Annotated in this window: 16 protein-coding genes; 9 read left to right on the top strand and 7 right to left on the bottom strand. The window is 51.1% G+C overall.

Annotated features, from left to right (window positions below; all coding sequences use genetic code 11):
* The first annotated feature begins 401 nt into the window (after nt 1-401).
* From NB640_RS10665 to NB640_RS10650, 4 genes are all read left to right on the top strand, one after another.
* A complete protein-coding gene (locus NB640_RS10665) occupies nt 402-2,489 on the top strand; it encodes a methyl-accepting chemotaxis protein (RefSeq protein WP_269308683.1) in 2,088 nt (695 codons plus the stop codon).
* Between the two features lie 667 nt (nt 2,490-3,156).
* Entirely contained in the window at nt 3,157-4,830 is a 1,674-nt protein-coding gene (locus NB640_RS10660; protein WP_269308682.1) for a methyl-accepting chemotaxis protein, read from the top strand.
* A gap of 95 nt (nt 4,831-4,925) precedes the next feature.
* Nucleotides 4,926-5,456 carry a DNA-deoxyinosine glycosylase gene (locus tag NB640_RS10655; RefSeq protein ID WP_269308681.1) on the top strand — a complete coding sequence of 177 codons (531 nt, stop codon included), beginning with the start codon at nt 4,926-4,928 and terminating at the stop codon, nt 5,454-5,456.
* Between the two features lie 113 nt (nt 5,457-5,569).
* Nucleotides 5,570-6,442, top strand: a complete 873-nt coding sequence (locus NB640_RS10650) for a fumarylacetoacetate hydrolase family protein (protein ID WP_269308680.1) — start codon at nt 5,570-5,572, stop codon at nt 6,440-6,442.
* A 14-nt stretch (nt 6,443-6,456) separates the two neighbouring features.
* Here the strand turns inward: NB640_RS10650 and NB640_RS10645 are convergent, their stop codons facing one another.
* Nucleotides 6,457-7,371: a universal stress protein gene (locus tag NB640_RS10645; protein ID WP_269308679.1), complete on the bottom strand. Its 915-nt coding sequence runs from the start codon at nt 7,369-7,371 to the stop codon at nt 6,457-6,459.
* 165 nt (nt 7,372-7,536) lie between these two features.
* On the opposite strand from NB640_RS10645, the gene NB640_RS10640 reads away from it, so the two are divergent.
* On the top strand, nt 7,537-7,830 hold the full coding sequence (locus NB640_RS10640) for a DUF1330 domain-containing protein (RefSeq protein ID WP_269308678.1): 294 nt from the start codon (nt 7,537-7,539) through the stop codon (nt 7,828-7,830).
* Between the two features lie 118 nt (nt 7,831-7,948).
* Here NB640_RS10640 and NB640_RS10635 read toward each other — a convergent pair whose 3' ends face one another.
* Nucleotides 7,949-10,690, bottom strand: a complete 2,742-nt coding sequence (locus tag NB640_RS10635) for a cation-transporting P-type ATPase (protein ID WP_269308677.1) — start codon at nt 10,688-10,690, stop codon at nt 7,949-7,951.
* A 274-nt stretch (nt 10,691-10,964) separates the two neighbouring features.
* On the opposite strand from NB640_RS10635, the gene NB640_RS10630 reads away from it, so the two are divergent.
* Together NB640_RS10630 and NB640_RS10625 are read left to right on the top strand one after the other, a co-directional pair.
* Nucleotides 10,965-11,405 (top strand): low molecular weight protein-tyrosine-phosphatase, encoded by a 441-nt coding sequence (locus NB640_RS10630; RefSeq protein ID WP_269308676.1) that lies wholly within the window; start codon nt 10,965-10,967, stop codon nt 11,403-11,405.
* Nucleotides 11,406-11,409: 4 nt separating this feature from the next.
* Nucleotides 11,410-12,693: a DUF445 domain-containing protein gene (locus NB640_RS10625; protein ID WP_269308675.1), complete on the top strand. Its 1,284-nt coding sequence runs from the start codon at nt 11,410-11,412 to the stop codon at nt 12,691-12,693.
* On the opposite strand, the gene NB640_RS10620 is transcribed toward NB640_RS10625, so the two are convergent.
* The 4 genes from NB640_RS10620 to dusA all read right to left on the bottom strand — a co-directional run bounded on the left by NB640_RS10620 (nt 12,690) and on the right by dusA (nt 19,361).
* Complete coding sequence (locus tag NB640_RS10620) at nt 12,690-14,369, bottom strand: FAD-dependent oxidoreductase (RefSeq protein ID WP_269308674.1); 1,680 nt, start codon at nt 14,367-14,369, stop codon at nt 12,690-12,692. The two genes, NB640_RS10625 and NB640_RS10620, sit on opposite strands and share 4 nt — an antisense overlap.
* Nucleotides 14,370-14,501: 132 nt before the next feature.
* Nucleotides 14,502-15,947 (bottom strand): multidrug transporter subunit MdtD, encoded by a 1,446-nt coding sequence (gene mdtD, locus NB640_RS10615; protein WP_269308673.1) that lies wholly within the window; start codon nt 15,945-15,947, stop codon nt 14,502-14,504.
* Between the two features lie 94 nt (nt 15,948-16,041).
* Entirely contained in the window at nt 16,042-17,925 is a 1,884-nt protein-coding gene (gene ftsH, locus NB640_RS10610; protein ID WP_269308672.1) for an ATP-dependent zinc metalloprotease FtsH, read from the bottom strand.
* Nucleotides 17,926-18,365: 440 nt separating this feature from the next.
* Nucleotides 18,366-19,361 carry a tRNA dihydrouridine(20/20a) synthase DusA gene (gene dusA / locus NB640_RS10605; protein WP_269308671.1) on the bottom strand — a complete coding sequence of 332 codons (996 nt, stop codon included), beginning with the start codon at nt 19,359-19,361 and terminating at the stop codon, nt 18,366-18,368.
* A gap of 175 nt (nt 19,362-19,536) precedes the next feature.
* Between dusA and NB640_RS10600 the strand changes: the two genes are divergently transcribed.
* Together NB640_RS10600 and NB640_RS10595 are read left to right on the top strand one after the other, a co-directional pair.
* On the top strand, nt 19,537-22,389 hold the full coding sequence (locus NB640_RS10600) for a GDYXXLXY domain-containing protein (protein ID WP_269308670.1): 2,853 nt from the start codon (nt 19,537-19,539) through the stop codon (nt 22,387-22,389).
* A 17-nt stretch (nt 22,390-22,406) separates the two neighbouring features.
* Entirely contained in the window at nt 22,407-22,811 is a 405-nt protein-coding gene (locus NB640_RS10595; protein WP_332880213.1) for a zinc ribbon domain-containing protein, read from the top strand.
* A gap of 42 nt (nt 22,812-22,853) precedes the next feature.
* On the opposite strand, the gene NB640_RS10590 is transcribed toward NB640_RS10595, so the two are convergent.
* A complete protein-coding gene (locus tag NB640_RS10590) occupies nt 22,854-23,435 on the bottom strand; it encodes an NAD(P)H-dependent oxidoreductase (protein WP_269308668.1) in 582 nt (193 codons plus the stop codon).
* Nucleotides 23,436-23,442: the final 7 nt, after the last annotated feature.

The following is a 23,442-nucleotide window of genomic DNA, read 5'->3' as shown; positions in this document are numbered from 1 at the left end:
TTTGAGCTCCGCCGCACGGATATCACATACTGATAAAAACTATTGGGTTATAAAAGAAATATGCAGGAAAACTGCATATATGTAGCAAAAAAGCAACATTTTCACGCATTTTTTTCCTGATTTTATCTGCCTGTCTTCTCTGAAAAGCAGCCGGGATGTACCATTAAGTGGCAGATGTACTTTCCCCTCAGTACTTCCACTGTGCGCGTAGCCCGAATCAATTTTCCGGATTCTTAAAGACTTGCCCTTCAGAGTATGCTGTTTAGCAGGGCAAACAAAGTGCGCCGATCACGTGATAAAACCTGCCCTGCATCCCTGTAGCTGGCACACCAGAATATTGATGATTTCCTCAATATTCTGGAAGCAGACACAATAACCATTTACTCAAGGATGTGGGAAACATGAAAAATAGCGTAGCTCAATCAGGCGGTTTTGGCATTGGAACCAAACTCTCTTTCCTTTCTTTTGTTCTGATTGCCTTGATATTCGGTGCATATTCCATCAGTTTTGCTTACTTCACATCAAAAGAGCTCAAAAAGCAGACAACCAACGAACTGGCTGATAAAAATGCCGCCATGATCAATCTGATCAAGCTCTTTAATGATGATCTGCAACGTGAGGCAGACCGCTCTCTGAAAGCCTTCAGGGGATATTTTCCCGGCCGGTTTTCTCTTGATCCGTCCACAGCTGTCACGGTAGCAGGACGTACGCCCCCCGCCCTGCGTAACGGCAGCATCATACTGAATAATGATTTTTCGATTCCCGACAGATTTACCGGGCTGACAGGCATCAGGGCAACCATATTTGCGCGCAGCGGCAATGATCTGGTTCGTATTTCCACATCACTGAAAAATGAAAAGGGGGAACGCGCCATTGGCACGCTTTTAGACACAAAACACCCTTCCTATCAGCAATTGATGAATGGCAAGCCCTTCAATGGCACAGCAGATCTTTTCGGCCGCAAGTATTTCACCCAGTATGATCCGATCAAGAATGAAGCCGGTGAAGTGATCGGCGCACTGTATATCGGCATTGATTTTACTGAGGATGTCAAAATCGTCAGGGATGAGTTAAATGAACTCAAAATTGGCGATACCGGTTATTTCTACGCCATTGATGCCAAGCCTGGTGATCATTATGGCTTCGCTCTTGTTCATCCCACAAAAGAAGGGGAAAACCTCTTAAATGCAAAGGATGCAGAAGGAAAGGAATACATCCGTGACATGCTGACAAAGCAGAATGGTGTCATGGAGTACGCATCCATCGGTGAAGACGGCAGTGGCAAAACGCAGGACCGCATCGTTGCGTATAACTATTTTCCCCAGTGGCAATGGCTGATTGTCGGCGGAACCTATATGGATGAAATTACCCGTGAAGTCACTACCATGCGCAATCTCTTCCTGGGTATTGCCCTGGCTGCACTTGTCATCCTGGGATTGATTATCTATATGTCGATCCGTTCCATGGTTTCACGCCCGCTTGCCAATGCGGTACAGGTGGCGCGGACCATTGCATCGGGTGATCTGACCAGCCGGATAGAATCAAGATCCGGCGACGAAGTCGGACAGCTCATGCAGGCAATGGGTGAAATGAATCAAAGCCTGTACCAGGCAGTCTCACAGGTCAGAAACAGCGCCAACACCATTTCTACGGGGGCTGCAGAAATCGCGGCAGGCAACCAGGATCTGTCATCGCGTACGGAAGAACAGGCCAGTTCCCTGGAAAAAACAGCGTCCACCATGGAGGAAATCACATCAACCGTCCGGCAAACCGGCAACAATGCCCGAATAGCCAATGATCTGGCATCCAACGCGGCTGATATCGCCAGAAAAGGCAGCGATGCGGCATCCCGTGTCACTGAAACCATGAATGACATTGAATCATCTGCCAGCAAAATCGTCGATATCATCAGTGTTATCGATAGTATTGCATTCCAGACCAATATCCTGGCATTGAATGCTGCTGTCGAGGCTGCACGTGCGGGAGAACAAGGACGCGGCTTTGCTGTCGTGGCATCAGAAGTCAGAAATCTGGCACAGAGAAGTGCAACAGCGGCACAGGAAATAAAAGCGCTGATCAATGACTCAACAGAGAAAGTCAAAAGCGGTTCTGAACTGGTACATCATGCAACAACGACTATTGCCGAGATCGGAAACCGTATTCTCAATGTCAGCAATCTGATGAATGAAATTGCTCTGGCAACCCAGGAGCAGGTTACCGGAATCGAGCAAATCAATACGGCTGTCACTGAAATGGACCATATGGCGCAACAAAATGCCGCGCTGGTGGAAGAAGCCACAGCAGCTGCACAAAGTATGCAGGAACAGGCTGGAAATCTGGTTCAGGTAGTTGACTACTTCCGTATCGATAACATCCCGCATGCCCTGATATCGTATACCGGCAAAACACCGGTAACCTCACATGAAACAGCAGCGCCGCATCCAGCCGCTTTCGCTTCTGATAAAAATGATGAATGGGATAAATTCTGAAAATGCGCTTTCATTTTAAACAGGAATAATGCTTAAGCAGTTTGCTGTTAACAGCCTCCTTTAAAAGGGAGGCTTTTTTTTTGAGCGTGCCTTTCCGTTTTAATGATAAATGTTATAAAAAGATATCAAGCCATCATTCAATGTCATTTTTACAATATGCCGAAATTCTTATAATCCGGCTTTATCTATTTTCCGAATATAAAATTAATCCGGCCATTGAATAAAAAACGAAAAAGACAGTTTCCTTCCCTCTCTGTAAAAGGCGCATTCTCCGGTATTTCGCATTATTTTCAAACCAAAAAATTTTTGCTCTTTTAAAAAATATTTCATCTTTTCAGACACTCCGACAGAAAATGTAAAAATGACAACAATTTCTTTTCCCTGTTATAAAACCATTATTTTTTTATAACTTGCCTTATTAATAATGAATGCCCTTCTCAAAATAATTATTGTTTTATTGCATCAGTTTGATATATATTTAAATTTAATAACTGTATTATTTGTGGGTTTTATGAAAAGACGATGAGGTTTTTAACTGAAATAATACTGTTTCATGCTTGAATCATGATGCCTTGGATCACTACTGAATCCGGCTACATGAATAGTTGAACGCATCTGATAAAACCGATACAACATATTATTCAATTTTTGTAAGGAGCCTGAGCAAATGAAAATTGGAGCCAGACTAACATCGGGGTTTATCCTCGTCCTGATCCTGATGATCGCAATGGCAATAACCGGTATCTGGGAACTGCAGCAAGTCGCAGATGCATCCGACCACCTGATGACACATACCGTCAACCTGGAAAAAGACGCTGTCAATTGGCTGTCAAAAACCACCCTGAACGGCGAACGGGCCTATGTCCTCGCACTGGGACAGGAGCCGGAAGACGAAAAGGCCATTGAAGCCTCAATGAAGCAAACCAGTGCCCAGATCAGCGAAATCCAGAAACGCCTCCAGGAGGCGGTTGCAACCGATACCGGACGTCAACTCCTTGCCACTATTGCCGAAAAACGCAAGATTTATGTGGATATCCGCAAGGAAGTCATCAAGCTGCAGCATGAGCAGAAATACGATGCGGCAAAAGTCCACTTGCACCAGAAAATGGTGCCTGCACGCGATGACTATGTAAAAAGCATTAATGATTTTGCTGACGCTCAGGCAGAGCGGTCCGCAAAAACCCACCAGGAAATCCTTTCTATTTACCAGACAGGCCGCTCCATCATTATCGGCATTACCGCTGTGGCGCTGATCCTCTCCATCATTATTGCCTGGCGCCTTACCACCGGCATTACCCGCCCGTTAAACCGTGCGGTGCAGGTCGCAGAAACGGTCGCATCGGGAGACCTTACGGTACAGGTTGAAATTACCGGCAATGATGAGACCGCCCAGCTTATGCGGGCAATGAAAAACATGGTGGACAGCCTGCTGAAAGTCATCGGGGAAGTGAGCAACAGCGCCAGTACGATTGCTACCGCCTCGGAACAGATTGCATCCGGCAACCTGGACCTTTCCTCCCGCACCGAACAGCAGGCCAGTTCGCTTGAAGAAACCGCTTCAGCAATGGAAGAGCTGACATCCACTGTCCGCCAGAATGGCGATAATGCCAGACAGGCCAACCAGTTGGCGACTTCCGCCTATGATGTCTCTGTCAAAGGCGGCGAAGCGATTAACCGGGTTGTCGCCACCATGAACGATATTGATGAGTCCGCCAACAAGATCGTGGATATCATCAGCGTGATTGACGGGATTGCTTTCCAGACCAATATTCTTGCACTGAATGCCTCCGTGGAAGCGGCCCGTGCCGGTGAACAGGGGCGTGGATTTGCCGTCGTTGCCAGTGAAGTGCGTAGCCTGGCACAGCGTAGCGCAACCGCAGCCCGCGAAATCAAGTCCCTGATTGATGACTCGGTGGATAAGGTCCGTTCAGGCAGCCAGCTGGTACATTCCGCGACGGAAACCATGAATGAGATCGGCACGAGCATTCGCCGGGTAAATGACATCATGAACGATATCACGCAGGCCACCCAGGAACAGATTTCCGGTATCGAACAGATCAACATGGCGGTAACGGAAATGGATACCGTTTCCCAGCAGAACGCGGCGCTCGTCTCACAGGCAACCTCAGCCACAAGCAGCCTGCGTGACCAGGCAAGCAACCTGGCAGAGCTGGTGCATGTCTTTAATATCGGCTCCTATCACTCTACAGTCAAACCGGTTGCCAAGCTAAAATCATCCAAACCGGCAACGCCAGCCAGAAAACCGGCACAGCTTGCCAAGCCATCATCACAAAAAGTGGCGGCAATAACAAACGAAGAGGATAACTGGGAAGAATTTTAAGCCCGTCCTTCCCCCACAAAAAAGCCGGATAACCCTCCGGTTTTTTGTGCATGAAAAGATAAAACTCCCTGCCCGTCTGTCGGATAATATAGAGGTTGAATCAACCGCCAATAACCATCAGCATGCGCCAGACGCCGACATCCATACCGCTGCCGTCACTTCACGGACTGGGTCCGGTTATGCAACCGGATGCCCATACCCTTATCTTATGCAGCTACCCGGGAAAGGACGCCCTGGAAAAAGGGCAATACTATGCCGGGAGCCAGAACCAGTTCTGGTTACTCATGTCTGCCGCCCTGGATACTTCCCTGTCTGACATGCCATACGAAAAAAAGCTGCAGATCCTGTTTTCACATGGTATTGGTCTTTGGGATGTTATTTCCGCATGCCAGAGCAAAGGCCCCCTGAAGTCCGTCCTGGCCGAAGACAGGCCGGATCGTTTCGATTTTCTCCGTACAAACTATCCTCTTGTGCGGAAAATCTGCTTTAACGGCCAGCCTGCAGGCGAATATGCCCCCCTGTTTGATGCTGCCGGCTATACCACCCTGATCCTCCCCTCCTCTTCCCCGGCCTATTCAAAACAGTCCCTTGAAAAAAAGGGGGAGACATGGCGGTATGTTTTATGAGCAGGATTGATACGTCTGCTACAGCTCTCAGGTACAATTCACCTGATTTTGCATATGAGCGCATCCCTTGAAAACACTGTATTCTGTTTTTCAATCTCCTGAAGGAAACGAGAATGAAACTGGTTCGCTACGGCCATCCCGGTAAAGAAAAACCGGGCCTGATTGATGAAAGCGGAAATATCCGTGATCTCTCCGGTGTTATTGATGACTTCACTGCCGGGCAACTGTCTGACACCGCTTTGGCCCGCATTGCCGCGATGAACCATGCCTCACTGCCGCTGGTATCCGGCAATCCCCGCCTGGGTGTCCCGGTTGCCCACGTCGGCAAATACATTGCCATCGGCATCAACTACATCGAACATGCGAAAGAAGCCAACATGCGGCTTCCCAAAGAACCCATTGTCTTCATGAAGGCAGTGACCTGCCTGTGCGGCGCAACCGACAACATCATCCTGCCGAAAGATTCAAAAAAATCCGACTGGGAAATCGAACTTGGCGTCATCATCGGCAGGAAAGCCCAGTACATTACCGAAGAAGAAGCACTGGATCATGTTGCCGGGTATTGTGTTGCCAATGATCTTTCGGAACGGGAATTCCAGATTGAACGTGGTACCCAGTGGGACAAGGGAAAAGGATGCGATACTTTCGGGCCGGTCGGACCCTGGCTTGTCACCCGTGACGAAGTGCCTGACCCGCAAAATCTGGACATGTATCTGGATGTCAACGGTGTTCGGATGCAGACAGGAAACACCAGAACCATGATCTTTTCTGTGGCAAAAATTGTCAGTTACCTCAGCCATTTCATGACACTGTTGCCGGGTGACATCATTGCGACAGGCACACCTCCCGGTGTGGGTATGGGCAGGGAACCGCAACTGTTCCTCAAACCGGGAGATAACGTGAGGGCGGGGATTGCCGGGCTGAGTGAGCAGAATCAGGACGTCATTGCCTGGTCGCGCACCCAGGAGGTGCCAGCACCCCCTTAACCGGTTTCGTTTTCTCAGGCAGCAGGCGCAGGCTGTTGCATTAAGGGGACAACCAGGATGTCACAGGACGTTTCGTTGACCGTATTCCTGGTCGTGCTGCCCAGCAGCAGGTTTTCCAAGTTGGAACGCCCCTGCTTGCCCATGACGATCAGATCCGGGTTGTTTGCATTGACATAATCCTCAATGATTCTCACCGCCCCGCCATACTGGATAACCTGTGAAATCCGATTGTCACTGCCTAATGACGCAATGAGTCTTCCCATTTCATCTTCCGCTTTTCTTTTTGCCTCTGTCCGGTAACTACCAATCAGGTCAGACGATACATTGGCATAGCGCATCAGGCCTTCATTGGGAATATCATAGGCATGCAAAAAGATTTTTCGGGACGCCGGCAGCATCATATCCACGGCAACCCGGGCAGCGTAGATCGAATTTTGCGAAAAATCGACAGGAATCAGGGCATTCTGGTACGGACTGTCAGGCTCCTGTCTGACAATCAGGAGGGGTACCGGGGTAATGTGCAACAGTCTGTCCGGTGTATTGCCCAAAAAGAATTTTTTACCGAGACCGGGACGTTTTGCCCCGGCAACAATCAGATCGGTACGGCTCTCTTTCGCGTATCGGGCAATTTCGATGGAAGGACGCCCGAACAGGACCGTCAGTTTTGTGCTGATACCGAATGAATCCGCAATCCGTTTTCTGACCGGTTCAAAGTCTCTGGTTACCTGCTCAATAACCAGTTCCTCGCTTTTCTTTTCCGTACCCGCCAGAATCTGGCCCAGTACCTCGACAAATCCCGTATCCTGGACATTGACCAGTTCCAGTTCAGTCAGTCCAAAGCGCAGGCAGAGTTTTGCCGCCCGTGTTTCAGCCAGCGCTGAACTTTCTGACATATCACTTGCTACAAGAATACGTTTGACGTCCAGCATCCTATTCCTCCTGAAAACCGACCTGCCGAATGGCAACCATGCGTTTCCTATATTATTTTTTTATCCATTTTTTGTCAAAAATCCAAGCATGAAATTATTTACTCAGCGAGATCATCAACCTGACGGTACAATAAAAGGATTAGAAGAGCAATAAAAGGAAAAATTATGTCTATATTTTTTATCATGAATATCGAGATTTCCAATCCGCAAGAACGCCGCGATTCCGATCTTTACACAGAAAAAGTCAGGCCGATTGTGGAAAGTTATGGCGGTGAATATCTTGTCAGAAGTGACAACATTACTTCACTTTCGGGAGAAAAGGCGCCTGACAGGCTCATTATTATCCGCTTTAAAACCCGTGAACAATTGCAGGCCTGCTTTACCTCCCGCGAATATGCCGGTATTCAGGATTTGCACCAGACGTCAGTAAAACTCCACGCTTTTATCGCCGAACAATAAGTACTGATTGTCCCTTCATTTCTGGCATCTGATACAAAAAAACAGGGACAGGATAACATGTTGTTCTGTCCCTGTTTTTCATACCGAAGCGAAACTCTCCTCGCCTTAGGCGGCATATTCAAGCCACAATAGCGTCCCTTTTTTCCGCCAGCTTTCGCTGAAAAAATTTATCCAGTTCCATCAGGAAAAAGGTCGTTATACCCACACAAATAACCAGCATCCACTCTTTGAGAGTCAGGTTGTCCGTACCAAAAAGATTATGCATCGTCGGCGTGTAGGTATACAGCAGTTGCAATGCAATCAGAACAGCAATAGCAATCCATATGGATTTATTGCCTGTCAGTGCACGAACCGACAATGAGGTTTCATAGAGGAACCGGCAACTCACCAGGTAAAACATCTGCCCGACGATGATGGTATTGCCGGCAATGGTTCGCGCCACCTCAATACTCTTCCCCCTGTCCAGTTCCCAATGAAAAAGCATGAGCGCTGCCGCCATCAGGATGACCGACGTGAAAAAAATGCGCCATATCATATAGCCCGGTACAGCAGCTTCCCGTGTGTTTCTGGGCTTTCTTCGCATGATGTTTTTTTCCACGGGCTCAAAAGTCAGGGCAATACACAACGTCACCGAAGTGATCATGTTGATCCACAGGATCTGCTTTGACGTCAGCGGCAATGCCATATCCATGAATACCGCGGCCATCACTACAAACGTCTGGCTGCCGTTGGTCGGCAGCAGAAAGAGGATACTTTTTTTCAGGTTGTCATAAATCCGGCGGCCTTCCCGTACGGCACAGACAATCGTGGCAAAGTTATCATCCGCCAGGATAATGCCAGCGGCCTCTTTCGCTGCCTCGGTTCCCTTCAGTCCCATTGCCAGGCCCACATCTGCCCGTTTCAATGCCGGTGCGTCATTCACACCATCCCCCGTCATGGCAGTGATCTCGCCATTGGCCTGCAATGCCTGGACAAGGCGCAGCTTGTGTTCGGGACTGGCCCGGGCAAAAACATCCACATCCCGAACAATCTGCTGCAGTTCTTCATCCGATTTTTCTTCAATCTCGGCACCCATCACAGGGCGTTTAGCAATACCGATACCCAGCCGTTCACCAATCACCCTTGCCGTTTCAGCATGATCCCCTGTAATCATGACAACCCGGATGCCGGCAGAATGACAGTGTCGCACTGCCTCAACGGATTCGTCACGCGGCGGATCAATAATGCCGAATACCCCCATTAGTATCATTCCGGTTTCAACGTCCCTGAAATCCAGTTCGTTCTGGCTACCGTCGACCGGTTTCATGGCAATAGCCAGCGTCCGCTGGCCTGACAGGGCGATTTCATTGATGCGCTTTTCCCAGTAGGAAAAGTTGATGGGACGTGCCCCGCACTCCAGATCACTTTCCATTGTGCACATGACCATCAGGCGCTCAGGCGCGCCCTTGACATAGATGAAGCGCTCTCCCCGGTGGGTGTGGTTAAGCGTCGCCATAAAACGGTGCTGTGATTCGAAAGGAATCGCATCATTTCTGGGCATCCTGGCTTTTTCCACTGCCGGATCAAGTCCTGCCTTCATCGCCAGGGACAACAGTGCGCCTTCTGTGGGATCACCCGCAACAAACCATTCCTCATTTTTCTGGTTCAATGATGAGTCGTTGCAAAGCACGGATGCGTGGGCAATATGATGAAGCTCCGGGCACTCCTGCAAAGCGACAGGCTTTCCATCCACAGAAAATCCACCTTCGGGGTAGTAACCTGTTCCGCTGACTTCATATACCCTGTCTGCGGTAACGAGCGTCTGCACAGTCATTTCATTGCGCGTGAGTGTGCCGGTCTTGTCTGAACAAATAACCGTCACAGAACCCAGGGTTTCCACTGCAGGAAGCTGTCTGACAATGGCGTGTTTTCTTGCCATACGCTGGACACCGAGCGCCAGCGTGATCGTCATGACGGCGGGCAGCCCCTCGGGAATCGCTGATACGGCAAGCGCAACCGACATCAGCATCATGTCCCCTATCTCGTGGTCCCGAATGAATACACCGATAAAGAACGTCACAACAGACAGTATCAGAATGCCAACCGTCAACCATTTTCCAAAATTGCCGATCTGCCGCAAGAGTGGCGTGGCGATATCCTCCATCTCATTCAAGAGTTTGCCGATACGGCCGAATTCAGTTTTGTCTCCTGTTGCAACCACAATACCGACAGCCGTGCCATAGGTGACAAGCGTGCCGGAATACACCATATTGGTCCGGTCACCCAAAGAAGCATCCTCATCAACCGTCCCTGTCGATTTTTCGACCGGTGCGGATTCACCAGTCAATGCAGACTCATCGACAGAAAAATTATTCTCTTCCATGAGGCGGATATCCGCCGGTATCCTGTCACCGGATACAAGGCTGACAATATCCCCCGGGACAAGTGACTCACTGAGCACCGTAAACCGCCGCCCGCCCCGCAGAATCGTCGCCTGAAGGGAAAGCATCTTGCGGATGGATTCCATAGCGCTGGCGGCCTTGCCTTCCTGAACGAAACCGATAATGGCATTAATCAGCACCACCCCCAGGATAACGCCGGTATCCACCCAGTGTTTCATGAAAGCCGTCATGATCGCTGCAAAGAGCAGCACGTAAATCAGGGCATTGTGAAACTGCATGAAAAAGCGATGCAATGCGCTCGGCGGCTTTGTCAGTGTCAGCGAATTAGGGCCATACAACTGCTGGCGCCGCTGGATTTCCTCCAACTGCAACCCTTCCGGCGGCACATTCAGGTAAGCCCTGACATCCTCAACCGAGTGACTGTGCCAGGAAAAATCGCTCGCCACAGGTGTCTTCGCGTTTTTTTTCTTGTTGATCATCGTTCTGCTCCGGCTGATTGTCGTTATTCCAGCAGGCATCTGGACTGCTGCTATGCCTGTTTCATCAGGAAAACCAGTTAACAAGAATAAGCTTTAGCATGACAGGCTTGCCTGATTTACCTCTATTTATCAGAAAAGAGGGGGCAAACTGCCATAAGCGGGCTCATGTTCCTTTATTCTTGCATAGATCAATACGATTATTAAACGCTTTGGTTATCATTACCCTGAAAAACCTGTCTACAATGCAACCTGCCGACTGTTTTCTGGAATTGCCGTGATTAACAATATTCTTGTACTCTGCCTGGGCAATATCTGCCGAAGCCCGATGGCCGAAGGATTGCTTAAAGAAAAATTTCCCGAAAAAACCATCAGTTCTGCCGGGCTGCGGGGCATGACAGGCTGGACAGCAGACCCCTCTTCCATCCGTATCATGCAGGAACACGGCATTGATATCACATCGCACCGCGCACGCAACCTGACCAGGGAAATGATCGAGCAAGCCAATCTGATACTGACAATGGAAGAACAGCAGACACGCACTGTTGAGTCACGTTTTCCCGAGGCACAGGGAAAAGTGATGCGCCTGGGAGAGTATGGAAGGTATGATATTGCTGATCCATTTAATCGAAGTATTGAATTTTTCATGAAAACCTACGAGCTGATTGAGCAGGGTGTCGACCAGTTGATCAGTAACAAACCGGACCTGAATGCCTAGACCAATGAAAAATTTATCCCGAAAGCAGCAGCTTGACCGCATGAAGCTGATTGCCACAGGACTGATGCTCCTGATGGCTGCTGTCCTGGTTTATTCACGTCTGCAGGCAGGGCGTGGGATATGGCACTGGGTCACGGCCTTTTCCGAAGCCGCACTGATTGGCGCGCTGGCCGACTGGTTTGCCGTTGTTGCGCTTTTCAGGCATCCGCTCAAACTCCCGATTCCCCGGACAGCGATCATCCCGGAAAACAAGGAACGTATTGCAGAAAGCCTTGCTGTCTTCATCCGGAACAACTTTCTGAGTTCGACCATCCTGATGGAAAGAATGCGTGCATTTCATCCTGCACAGCGTATTGGCGCATGGCTGTCATCACGGGACAAGGCCGATATGTTGTCCCGCCAGATGATCCTGGTCCTTGTTGGCGCACTGGCTTTCATTGACGACCAGCGTGTTGGCCGCATCCTGCGCAACACCATCTACAAACGGCTGCAGCAGGCAGACCTGGGTAGTCTCATTGGCCAGTTGCTCGATGTCCTGACACAGAATGACCAGCATCAGGCATTGTTGAATGAAGGACTGAGAAGGCTCTCAACCGTGCTTGACGAGCCGTCAACACAACGCCATGTTGCCAGCATTATCATTGAAGTATCCCGGCGCGAACATCCCAAGCTGTTGGCCATGCTGGGGATTGTCATGGATACGGAAGAATTCGGTATGCGGCTGTCAGCAACGCTTGTGGAAAGTATGCAGAACTGGCTGCATGATATCGGGAAGAACCCGTCTCACCCGAGACGCAAACAATTTGATGCGGTTGTCGAAAATTTCATCAGCAGCATGAAAAATGATCCGGGCTATCACCGGCGCGTGGAAAACTGGAAACAGCAACTGCTGACAACACCTGTTGTCGCTGATTATTTTGAAACCCTCTGGGTGCAGTTGCGCCAGTGGCTGCAAAAGGATGCCGGGAAAAGCGAATCGCGCATGCAGGTGCGTCTGTCCCACACTTTCCGTCATTTTGGCCGCTGGGTACTGGATAATCCTGACTTGTGTGATTCCATCAATGAACATCTCATTAAAATCACCAGCAATCTGTCAGAAGAACTGCGCACGTCCGTTAGCCAGCATATTGTCAGCACGATCGTCCAGTGGGATGACAAATCGCTCGTGCGTGAACTGGAACTGACCGTAGGCAGAGACCTTCAATTCATCCGGATAAACGGCACACTGGTCGGCGGCATCATCGGTGTTACGCTTCACGCCTTCGTCCTGCTGCTGTCAGCAGGCTAAATCGAAGAACAGGTTGTACAAGGCGTATATACCCCGCTTTTTTCTGTATGCCCCAACCCCCTGATACCTCCTGTGAGGCTCACTGCATGAAAACCGTTCTGTGACAGGACACGTGAAGCAAAATAACTCGTCCTGCCCAACTGGCAGATAACGATGACGGGCTTGTTTTTGTCCAGCTTGCCCAGATTTTTTCTCAGGGCGGGGAAAGGAATGTGAATCGCCCCCTCAACAGGGCTTCTTTCAACCAGTTGTCGCGAACGCACATCTAAAAGCTGCACTGCGGGATCATCCGGAATAGTGTGAATCAGCCTGATCAAGCCATCCCGCATATTGGTCGCCGCAAAACCGGCAATATTGATGATATCGCGCGCCGTGCCGAAAGGCGGCGCATAAGCCAGCTCAAGATGACAGAGATCGTCGATGGTCATGCGCCCGATAATGGCTGTTGCCAGCACATCAATACGCTTATCCACCCCGTCTTTTCCCGTTGCCTGGGCACCTAATATCTTCCCGGACTCCGGCTCCCAGATCAGCTTTAACGTAATCATTTCGGCGCCGGGATAATAGCTGGCATGCTGGTGTTCGTGCACGGTAACCGTGTTGTAGCTGCGACCGCTTTCGATTAAGGCCTGCTCTGTCCAGCCGGTTCCGGCTGCCACCATGCCAAAAAGACGCACAATGCTGGTGCCGATGCTCCCGGGATAAGGCTGTGCAAATATCTCCTGGAAAATATGATCCGCCGCCACGCGTCCCTGCCGGTTCGCCGGGCCTGCCAGGGCAATGGCAACCCGCTGTCCGTAATGGCGCTCACGGGTCTGCACAACGTCCCCCGCCGCATAAATGTCCGGATCCGAGGTCTGCATGAATTGATTGACCACCACATGACCGGCTTCGCTCAGCACGAGGCCAGCCTCTCTTGCCAGATCACTTTCAGGGCGTACACCGATGGAAAAAATCACCATGTCGGTCTCGACAACATCTCCTCTGGCAAGCTGGCACTTCAGTACCTCCCCCTCTCTGGAAAAGGAGGTGAAATGATTGTTGAAATACGTTTGTACCCCATTGGCTTTCAGCTCATTTTGCAGTGGCTGGATAACCTGGCTGTCAAACTGGTGAAGCACATGGGAATGCAGGTGCACCAACGAGGTTTTAAGGCCCTTTTTGTGCAATTGCTCTAACAGTTCCAGCCCGACATAACCGCCTCCCACGACAACAGCGCGCATATCAGGCCTGGCAATGGCAATAATACGATCCATATCCTGCAGATTGCGCAGGGTAAAGACAGCAGGATCATCGATACCCGGTATGTCCGGCATTGCGGGGCGGGCGCCCGGCGCGAGCATGAGCTTGTCGTAGGCAATCCACTCCTGTTCATTGCTGATACGGTCAACGACAAGTACCCGTTTTTTTTCACGGTCAATCTGGAGCGCGTTGCAATTGATACGCACATTCAGGCGGAACATGTCCTTCAGGCTCTGGGGCGTCTGAATGGTCAGAGACTGCCTGTTGGGTATTTCACCGCCGATATGATAGGGAAGTCCGCAATTGGCAAAGGAGATATCAGGCCCCCTTTCCAGGACCGTAATTTCGGCCTCTTCGTTAAGACGTCTTGCACGTGTTGCGAAAGAAAGGCCTCCGGCAACACCACCGATGACCAGCAATTGCATGGGTTTCATCTGCCACCTCAAAAAACAGTCCATCAGGCTTGTATTATGCCAACCGCTAAAATCAGCCTGCAGACGGACACTGCACAGGAAATCTCTTTAGGAATTATATGCTGTATTTCGTAGCGCCAAAAGGAAAAGCGCTCAATGCTCCATTTTCTTTTCCTGTTGATACACGTTTTTTTTCGTTCCTTTTTTACCGGCCGAAGGAGTAACGTGATAGAAAATCAGGGCAGAAAGAATGGCCATGAACCCCAGACACAGGTAGGTGCTTCTGAATGCGCTAGCCAGATCGCCTGTCGCCGAGAAAGAACGGATACCTGAAAATTCACCAAGAATAGCGGCCGCAATGGCAACCCCCATACTCATCGATAGTTGCATGATGACAGAAAGCAGGCTGTTACCGCTGCTGGCCTGTTCATCGCTCAAATCCAAAAGCGTGATGGTATTCATGGCGGAAAACTGCATGGAATTGATCATGCCGAATACCGTAAAAATCAGCAGGATCACCGGGTACGGCATCTCCTTGCTGATCAGGGAAAATCCCGCGATCATGATACCCAGGAACACGGTATTAATGGAGAGCAGCAGGCGATAACCCAGATGGTTTACCAGTGGGGTTACCACACTCTTGGCAATCATCGCCCCGAGTGTCATGGGAATCATGGTCATGCCTGCCTTTAAGGGCGTAAACCCCAGGCTGACCTGCAAAAGCAGTGGCGTCAGAAAAGGCATCGCTCCCGTGCCCAGGCGGGCAAACAGATTGCCTGCAATACCGACAGAAAAATTACGGACCCGGAAAAGATCAGGACTGAAAAGCGGATTCTCCGAACGGCGCGCATAAAAACAATACACCGCCAGGCTGACGAACCCTGTCACCAAAAGCAGAACCAGTTTGGTGTAAGCCGTGCTGTGCTCCCCTATGCCTTCCAGCGCGATTGTCAGTGTCAGCATGAAGGTGCTGAAAAAGAGAAAGCCGAATTTATCAAAGGGATTGAGCGCACCTGCCCGCGGAATATTCGGCATATAACGAAGCGCGCAGATGACACCAAGAATCCCGACCGGCAGATTGATCAGGAAAATCCAGTGCCAGCTGGCATAGTTCACCAGAAAACCACCCAGTGTCGGCCCGACCAGCGGCCCCAGCAGGCCGGGGATCGTAATAAAACTCAAAATCCGGACAAGCTGGTCACGCGGGTAGGCACGCAGGATACTGAGTCTTCCCACCGGCACCAAAATGGCACCGCCAATGCCCTGCAACACCCTTGACGCAATCAGAAGATCAAGCGTCGGCGACATCGCACAAGCCAATGATCCCAGCGTAAAAACAAAAATCGCCGCCAGAAATACCTGCCGGATGCCGAAGCGGTCTGCCAGCCACCCGGAAACCGGTATCAGCAATGCGACAGTCAGCATGTAGGCAATAACCACACCCTGCATCTGCAAAGGGTGTGTGCTGAGGCTTGCCGCCATACTTGGCAAAGCGGTATTGAGAATCGTCCCATCCAGTGTCTGCATGAAAAAAGCGATCGCGACTACCCATGGCAGTATGCGGGCGGTTCTGGCATCTATCTGGATGGTATCAGGCATAAGATCAGCTTATAGATTTACTATTCCCGCAGCATCGGCAGACAACGGTGCGCTGTTTATCCCTGTCATGACATATTCCTTTCCAGTGTTTTACTCATTTCACAACCTCATCCTGGTTTTCATCACCGAGATGGGCAATTGCCAGCGGAGCGGGGGCGCTTCCCCGCGCAATCGCCAGCACCTCCTCTTCCGTCAACGTCTCTTTTTCGAGGAGCGCCTTTGCCCCGGCCAACAAGGCATCATGTTTTCGGGCCAGTACCTCTGTCGCCTTCACGAAGGCATCGTTAATCAGGTGGCGAACCTCATCATCAATCTCCCGTGCGGTATGCTCGGAATAGTTCCGGAATTCGGGCATGTCGCCAGGCCGCGCAAGGAAGGTGTTCCGGGTATTTTCATACGCTATCTGGCCAAGTTTTTTGCTCATGCCATAACGCGTTACCATGCTTCGGGCTATCTCGGTTGCCCTGACAAGATCGTCTGCAGCCCCCGTTGTCACCGTGCCAAAATGCAGCATCTCGGCAGCACGCCCTCCCAGAAGAACTGCCATCTTGTTTTCCAGTTCTTCCTGTGACATCAGGTAACGGTCTTCTGTCGGACGATTGATGGTATAGCCCAGCGCCCCGATACCCCGGGGAATGATAGACACCTTGTGCACTACGTCGGTTCCCGGCAGTTCAATGCTGACCAGTGCGTGTCCCATCTCGTGATAAGCCACGATTTCCCGCTCAAGCGGATTAATCAGGCGGTTTTTCTTTTCCAGCCCGGCAACAATCCGTTCAATGCCGCCGGTAAAATCATCCAGCGTCACAAAATCATGGTTGCGCCGCGTAGCCAGCAATGCCGCCTCATTGACCAGGTTGGCCAGGTCCGCACCGGAAAAACCGGCGGTCAGTGCTGCAATCTGTTCCACATCGATATCCGGTGACAGCTTGATTTTCTTTACATGCACATTCAGGATCTGGATACGTCCTGTCTTGTCGGGCCGGTCCACCAGGATCTGCCGGTCAAACCGCCCGGCACGCAAAAGCGCCGGGTCCAGGATTTCCGGCCGGTTGGTTGCCGCAAGCAGTACCAGGCCGGATGCGGAATCAAATCCATCGAGTTCGGCAAGCAGTTGGTTCAATGTCTGCTCTTTTTCATCATGCCCGCCCAGGCCACCGGCACCGCGCGCCTTGCCAAGCGCATCGATTTCATCAATAAAAATAATGGCGGGCGCCTGTGCCCGCGCCTGCTGGAAAAGATCACGAACTCTTGCTGCGCCGACGCCCACAAACATCTCCACAAATTCCGATCCATTGATGGAAAAGAAAGGAACCCCTGCCTCACCCGCTACGGCGCGTGCAAGAAGGGTCTTGCCGGTTCCTGGCGGGCCTACCAGCAAAATGCCATGCGGCACCCTGCCGCCCAGACGCCCGTAGATCCCGGGATTGCGCAAGAAGCCGATCACTTCCTGCAATTCTTCCTTGGCTTCATCCACACCGGCAACATCGGCAAAAGTCACCCGGATATCCTTTTCCACATACACCCTGGCCTTGCTCTTGCCGATAGCCATAAATCCGGTGCCGCCGCCCATACCGCTTTGTGAAGCCATCCTGCGCATGAGGAAAAACCAGATTCCCATAAAAAACACCACCGGCACGATCCACCCCAGGATATCCCGCAGGAAAGTATTTTCAATCACACCGGTGAATTTCACATTATGTTTTGCCAGCAACTCGGATAAACCATCATCCACCCGTGTCGTGCTGAATTCCGATTTGCCGTCCGGCAGCGGTTTGACAAGATATCCCTGAATCTGGCTTCCGGTAATCCGGATTTCCCTGACATTGCCAGCCTCTAGCTGTGTCAAAAATTCGCTGTAAGGCAGGGGTTCTGTTCCGCGGAAATCCTCATAAAAGCCGCGCATCAGCAGCACGCCGATGATCGCAATGGCGATATACCAGCGAATGAGATTATTCGAGCGGTTGGAATCGTTCATATTTATCTCCCCGGTAACGAAGTGCCTCTGCGGCGCTGCGACCATCACCGTGAATGAAACCTGAAAAAACAGGGACATCCGAAAAGCTTAAAGGCGATTGACTCTCAAGCGTTGATTCGGCACAAATGGTGTTGTATTCCAACAGGCGCCCCATGACGTCCTGTCAGGCAAAATGCAGAACGATCTGCTTAGGGTCAGTCCTCATTAAATTGCCTGCTGCAAAGCCGTTGTGGCTCAAAGGGCCAGGGGCAACGGGAAATGGGGACGCAGGCGTAGCAGACCTTCCGTCAAGTTCCCATTTTTCGGTGCAACACCGCCATTTGGGATACAACGGCTTTGCAGCAGGCAATTTAATGAGGCCTGATCCTAAGATATCTTAACCAATAACGGGAAATATTGCTGCGTTTGCTGTGACAAAAGCATTTGTCATCAGGCAGAGCCTAAAGCGATGGCATCGCATTAACCGCTTCCATCAGTAAAGCAGGATCGCCTATGGCGAGGTGTTTCGGGTCAGACAGTATCTGCCTGAAGCGGCGGGCACCCGGTTCTGACGCCATCAAGCCCAGTATGTGGCGTGTCATGCTGTGCAGCTTGAGGCCACCGCCAGCGTCTTTGCCATAAAGGGAAAGCTGTTTTTCCATGTAGGGCATCAGGGCGTCAAGCACATCTTTCCGGCTTTTGGGTGGTGTGCTGTCCCCATAATAACGGGAATCAAAACTCATCATCAGCCAGGGATTGTGGTAAGCCGCGCGGCCAATCATCACGCCGTCAACATGCTGTAAATGCGTGTCAATTTCAGCCGTTGTGGTGATGCCGCCATTGAGTATGATTTCAAAGTCAGGAAAATCCTGTTTGAGCCGGTAGACCACATCATAATGAAGCGGGGGAATCTCCCGGTTTTCCTTCGGACTCAATCCTTTGAGAATGGCCGTTCTGGCATGCACGATGAAAGTTGAGCAGCCGGCTTCACCAATATCTCCGATAAAATCCCGCACAAAATCATACGAATCAATATTATCAATCCCGATACGATGCTTGACCGTCACATCAATGGTGACAGCATCGCGCATGGCTTTGACACAATCTGACACCAGGGGGGTCTCTTTCATCAGGCAGGCACCAAATGCCCCTTTCTGCACACGTTCGGACGGACAGCCGCAATTGAGATTGATCTCATCATATCCCCACTGCTCACCCAGTTTCGCACAATGCGCCAGGTCAGCCGGCTCACTGCCGCCAAGCTGCAAGGCAACCGGATGTTCCACCTCGTTGAAATCCAGATGACGCCCCACATCACCATGAATAAGCGCCCCGGTTGTCACCATTTCGGTATAAAGCCAGGTATGACGGCTTATCTGGCGGTGAAAAAAACGGCAATGCCGGTCTGTCCAGTCCAGCATGGGGGCAACGGATGTTTTTCGTGGCGGTAATGTCATGGTTGCGGAGTTTACCCCATTCCGCCGTGTTTTGAGAAATCGTTGAAAACATCCCCCTCAAAACCATTTTTCTTGACATTCTCCGAGATATGGCTTTTAATAACCAAAAAACTAGTTATTTAGTTATATTTAAATTGGATGAGCGTACAATCCAATCTGCAAACAGGAGCACATCATGAGCGAGACCACGTCATATCAGGAACCGGATATTTCCGGTAATGCTGCCGACTTACAGAAGGAAGAGGCATCTCTGCCATCACTGGGCTGGGGACTGTTTGGCCGTTTTATTTTCGCCAATGCAGGAACGCTCTTCCTGATGGCGGGCATCATCTGCTTTTTTGCCTATAACTGGGAAGACCTGTCCCCCTTTGCCAAATTCGGCATTATTGGCGCAGCCATGCTGGCAGCCGCCGCCTTTCCCCTGCTTCGCGGCCTGAACTCGACTGCCGGCAGCCTCGGCCTTCTCGCATGCGGTATTTTAGGTGGCGCACTCATGGCGGTGTATGGACAGGTCTACCAGACCGGTGCCAATGCCTGGGAACTCTTTCGCTCGTGGGCAATTTTCCTGATACCACTGACGCTTTTAGGCCGCCAGGCAGGGCTCTGGTTTGCCCTGTGGCTGGTCTCCTCATTATGGGGTATTTTCTATCTGGGACAACGCGCTGACGTCCTGCATGACAACACGGCAATGGCCAATATCCTGCTTTATCAATGCCTGGCCCAAACCGCTTTTTTTGTCCTGTGGGAAGCCGCTGCACGCTTTTTCTCCGGCCCGCGTTTTCCTTTCCTCACCACGCGCTGGCTGCCCCGGGTCATTGGCCTTGCCCTCCTCGCTTTCCTGACGTTCATGGTCAGCCTCATCATTACCAAAGAAGCGGCAGAATTCGGACATCCCGTCATTTACAGTGCCCTCTACCTGGCCCTGATTGCAGGGGGCGCTTTTTACTACCGGACAAGGCAAACTGATCTTTTCATGGTTGCCGCAGGCCTTCTCAGCCTGATTATGCTGGTGCTGACATTCACCATGCATCATCTCAGGGGAGTAAATATCACCACCATCTTTTTTACTGCGGTTGTCGTCCTGCTTGCCGGTTCTGCAATTTCCGGGAAGCTGTTGATCGCCCGTTACAGAAAATGGCGGGAAAGCATCCGCCAGCAGCGGGAAAAAGCACAGGCAGACGCCCGCATCACTACGACACCCATAGAAACCGCCGTATCAGAAACACCGACTCTTCCTGCCGGCTTTTCCCTGCCGCTACTGCGCCTTGCCCTCCAGGGCAGGTTGCCCCGGCCCCATCTGGCAGAAACAGATGAGGAACCGGACGCACCAGGCCACACAAAAGCGCATACGCCCTGGCAGGCACGGCTTTTGATGGGTATCTGCGCATGGATCGCGGTTCCCTGCATGATTGCGCTGATTTTTACCCTCACCGGCTGGAATCTGGATCAATCCGGATACAGTATCGTTTTCCTGATCCTGCTGGGTATCGGCATCGGCCTGACCTGGCTTCCTGGCGTCTTTTTCGAGCAGGCAGCACTTTGCCTTTGCCTCACCGGTGCCAGTGCCGCCGGTGTGCTGATCAGCATGGAAATCGGCAACCGCCAGCTGTGCCTTCTCCCTCCCATCATCCTCTTTGCCGCCAGTGCTTTTCCGGCAAGAAACAATGCCTACCGTTTCCTGGCCGCAGCCCTGGCCATCACCATGGTATTTTTCCAGGCGGACCTCTTCTTTTTCCCGCTGGAGAGGGGACATTACCGATACCTCGATGCCGTGGAAAACAGCCTCACAGATATTTCCACCCCCATGCTGGTCATCTTTGGTGTGATTTATGCAGCCTGTGCGGTTGGCCTGACTCATGTATGGCGCAAATTCACCCAAAAGCAGGCGCTCGTCCTGCAGCGCCATCCTTTCATTGCCGCAGGGTATGCCGTACCGCTTTTCCTGGGCATTTTTTCCGTGCTGTTCCACTCCAGTAAAATCCTGATGTTTCTCTCCATGGGAGTGGGCATGTCAGGCGTTTCCATCAAAATGGCCGGTATCGGTGCTGCGATCGGCCTGGGATATCTTGTGTTTCAACTGGCGAAAGATCTGAGTATCCACCCTTTTACCCGGATCATCATGGCAGGGCTTTCAATCCCGGTTGCCATCGTCTCCTGGTATATGCCCTGGTTTGGCATTGGCCTCTTGATACTGGCCATGTCCCGTCAGGCAAAATCCATGGTGCTGCTTGGCACCGCCACTTTTTTCCTGTCGGTATGCACCGTGCTGGAATACTATGCCCTTTCCACCACCCTGCTCATAAAATCCCTCTCGCTGGGCGGCATCGGCATTTTCCTGCTTCTCTCAGCTGTCGCGCTGCACCGGTACATGACACACTGCTTTCGTAACGGAACGCGGCATCTTCCAGCTTCGCTTGCTCCTGTTCGGTCAACCAAAGCCGCCAATGGAGCAGACAGGCATGACACCGTCGTTTCTGCCAGCAAAACCCGGCTCGCACAGACCATCCTTGCCGGCTGTGTTCTCGTGTTTTTTCTCTTTTTCGGTTACGCCGTCCAGCAGAAAGAACAGCTGCTTGAAAACGGGGAACGCGTCATTCTCGCGCTGCGTCCTGTTGACCCGCGCTCGCTGATGCAGGGCGACTATATGACGCTTTCCCTGGAAATAGAAAATACCATCCATCAGGCTCTGCGCACTGAAAAATCCCCTGAAAATAACACGGATGCCTGGGTCAAAGGCACCATCATTGCCGCTCCGGATGAAACAGGCGTTTATCACTTTGTCCGCTTTGACGATGGGGCAACGCTCCAGCCGGGAGACGTCAGGCTCATTTACCGGGGAAAACGGTTTGGCTCCCGTGTCGGCTCAGGTTCCTTCTTTTTCCAGGAAGGTTATGGAAAAATATTTGAGCGCGCCCGCTTTGTCGAACTCCGGGCAGGAAAAGATGGTGAAACCCTGATCACTCATCTCCTGGATGAAAACCGGCAACGCATTAACCCGAAAGCGTCTCTTGCAAAAGACCCTGCCTGATACAGGGTCTTGCAGGCATGCCGCATCAGCAATCAGCAAAAAAATGCCTGAGTGAAAGTTTAAATCCGGCAATATTTTGTCTGAAAAGCTCATCATCTCCGCATTATCATGATAGGCTAAGTGCTGTTTCCAACAAGGACCCTTTGATGAACCCGACCTTTTGTCAAAGCTGCTGCATGCCCATGAATACAGCAGTTGATCATGGCACCAATCAGGACGCCAGCCCCAGTACAGACTATTGCCGCTATTGTTTTCAAAACGGCGCCTTTACCCGGGAAACCGGTATGGAAGGCATGATTGAACATTGCCTGAAATTTCTGGATGAGTACAATCGCAATGCCCAGACGCCCCTGTCCCGTGACGATGCCGCTGCACAGATGCGACAGGTATTCCCCCAACTGAAACGCTGGTCAGGCCAATAAAAAACGGCAGCTTTTGCTGCCGTTTTTTGCGCGAGTGACAGGTCAGCCGAATATGCGGGTGAGATGTTCGCGATACTGCTTCTCGTAAGCAGGAACATCAGGCGCCTTCATCACATCATTGCACATGAATGTGGGCAGCGGGGCCATCCCCAGAAACTGGTTTGCCTTGTGCACCGGCATCATGACTCCATCAATCCCGACCCCTTCAAAAAACTGCGAAGGATCAGTAAACGCCTCCAGGGGCGCATTCCATGTCGTTGAGATCATGTATTTCCGGCCCTGGAGCAAACCACCGGAACCATATTTTTTTGCGTCGTCCGAACGGGTTCTGCCATCATTGGCATAAAGCTTTCCATGCCCTTCGGTAAAAACGTCATCCATGTATTTTTTCAGAATCCATGGCGGCCCCATCCACCATCCGGGAATCTGGTAAATGATGGCATCCGCCCAGAGATATTTTTCCACTTCTTCCTGGATATTGTATCCATCATCCACCACCGTAATCCGGACGTCATGCCCTTTTTCCTTCAGGCAGTCGGCCGCAACCTGTGTCAATGTTGTATTGAGCCGTCCCCCGGAGTGGGCAAACGGTTTCATGGAATTGATGATAAGTATCTTTGTCACAATCTGT

The sequence above is a fragment of the Oxalobacter vibrioformis genome (assembly GCF_027118995.1).
GTDB lineage: Bacteria > Pseudomonadota > Gammaproteobacteria > Burkholderiales > Burkholderiaceae_D > Oxalobacter > Oxalobacter vibrioformis.
Note: the sequence above shows the minus strand (reverse complement) of the source record. Positions and strands in the feature narration are given on the sequence as shown.

Bases quoted from the DNA above. Each gene is read 5' to 3' on its own strand.
- NB640_RS10665 (WP_269308683.1), top strand. From the start codon at position 402: ATGAAAAATAGCGTAGCTCAATCAGGCGGTTTTGGCATTGGAACCAAA.
- NB640_RS10660 (WP_269308682.1), top strand. From the start codon at position 3,157: ATGAAAATTGGAGCCAGACTAACATCGGGGTTTATCCTCGTCCTGATC.
- NB640_RS10650 (WP_269308680.1), top strand. From the start codon at position 5,570: ATGAAACTGGTTCGCTACGGCCATCCCGGTAAAGAAAAACCGGGCCTG.
- NB640_RS10645 (WP_269308679.1), bottom strand. From the start codon at position 7,371: ATGCTGGACGTCAAACGTATTCTTGTAGCAAGTGATATGTCAGAAAGT.
- NB640_RS10640 (WP_269308678.1), top strand. From the start codon at position 7,537: ATGTCTATATTTTTTATCATGAATATCGAGATTTCCAATCCGCAAGAA.
- NB640_RS10635 (WP_269308677.1), bottom strand. From the start codon at position 10,690: ATGATCAACAAGAAAAAAAACGCGAAGACACCTGTGGCGAGCGATTTT.
- NB640_RS10625 (WP_269308675.1), top strand. From the start codon at position 11,410: ATGAAAAATTTATCCCGAAAGCAGCAGCTTGACCGCATGAAGCTGATT.
- NB640_RS10620 (WP_269308674.1), bottom strand. From the start codon at position 14,369: ATGAAACCCATGCAATTGCTGGTCATCGGTGGTGTTGCCGGAGGCCTT.
- mdtD (WP_269308673.1), bottom strand. From the start codon at position 15,947: ATGCCTGATACCATCCAGATAGATGCCAGAACCGCCCGCATACTGCCA.
- ftsH (WP_269308672.1), bottom strand. From the start codon at position 17,925: ATGAACGATTCCAACCGCTCGAATAATCTCATTCGCTGGTATATCGCC.
- dusA (WP_269308671.1), bottom strand. From the start codon at position 19,361: ATGACATTACCGCCACGAAAAACATCCGTTGCCCCCATGCTGGACTGG.
- NB640_RS10600 (WP_269308670.1), top strand. From the start codon at position 19,537: ATGAGCGAGACCACGTCATATCAGGAACCGGATATTTCCGGTAATGCT.
- NB640_RS10595 (WP_332880213.1), top strand. From the start codon at position 22,407: ATGCCGCATCAGCAATCAGCAAAAAAATGCCTGAGTGAAAGTTTAAAT.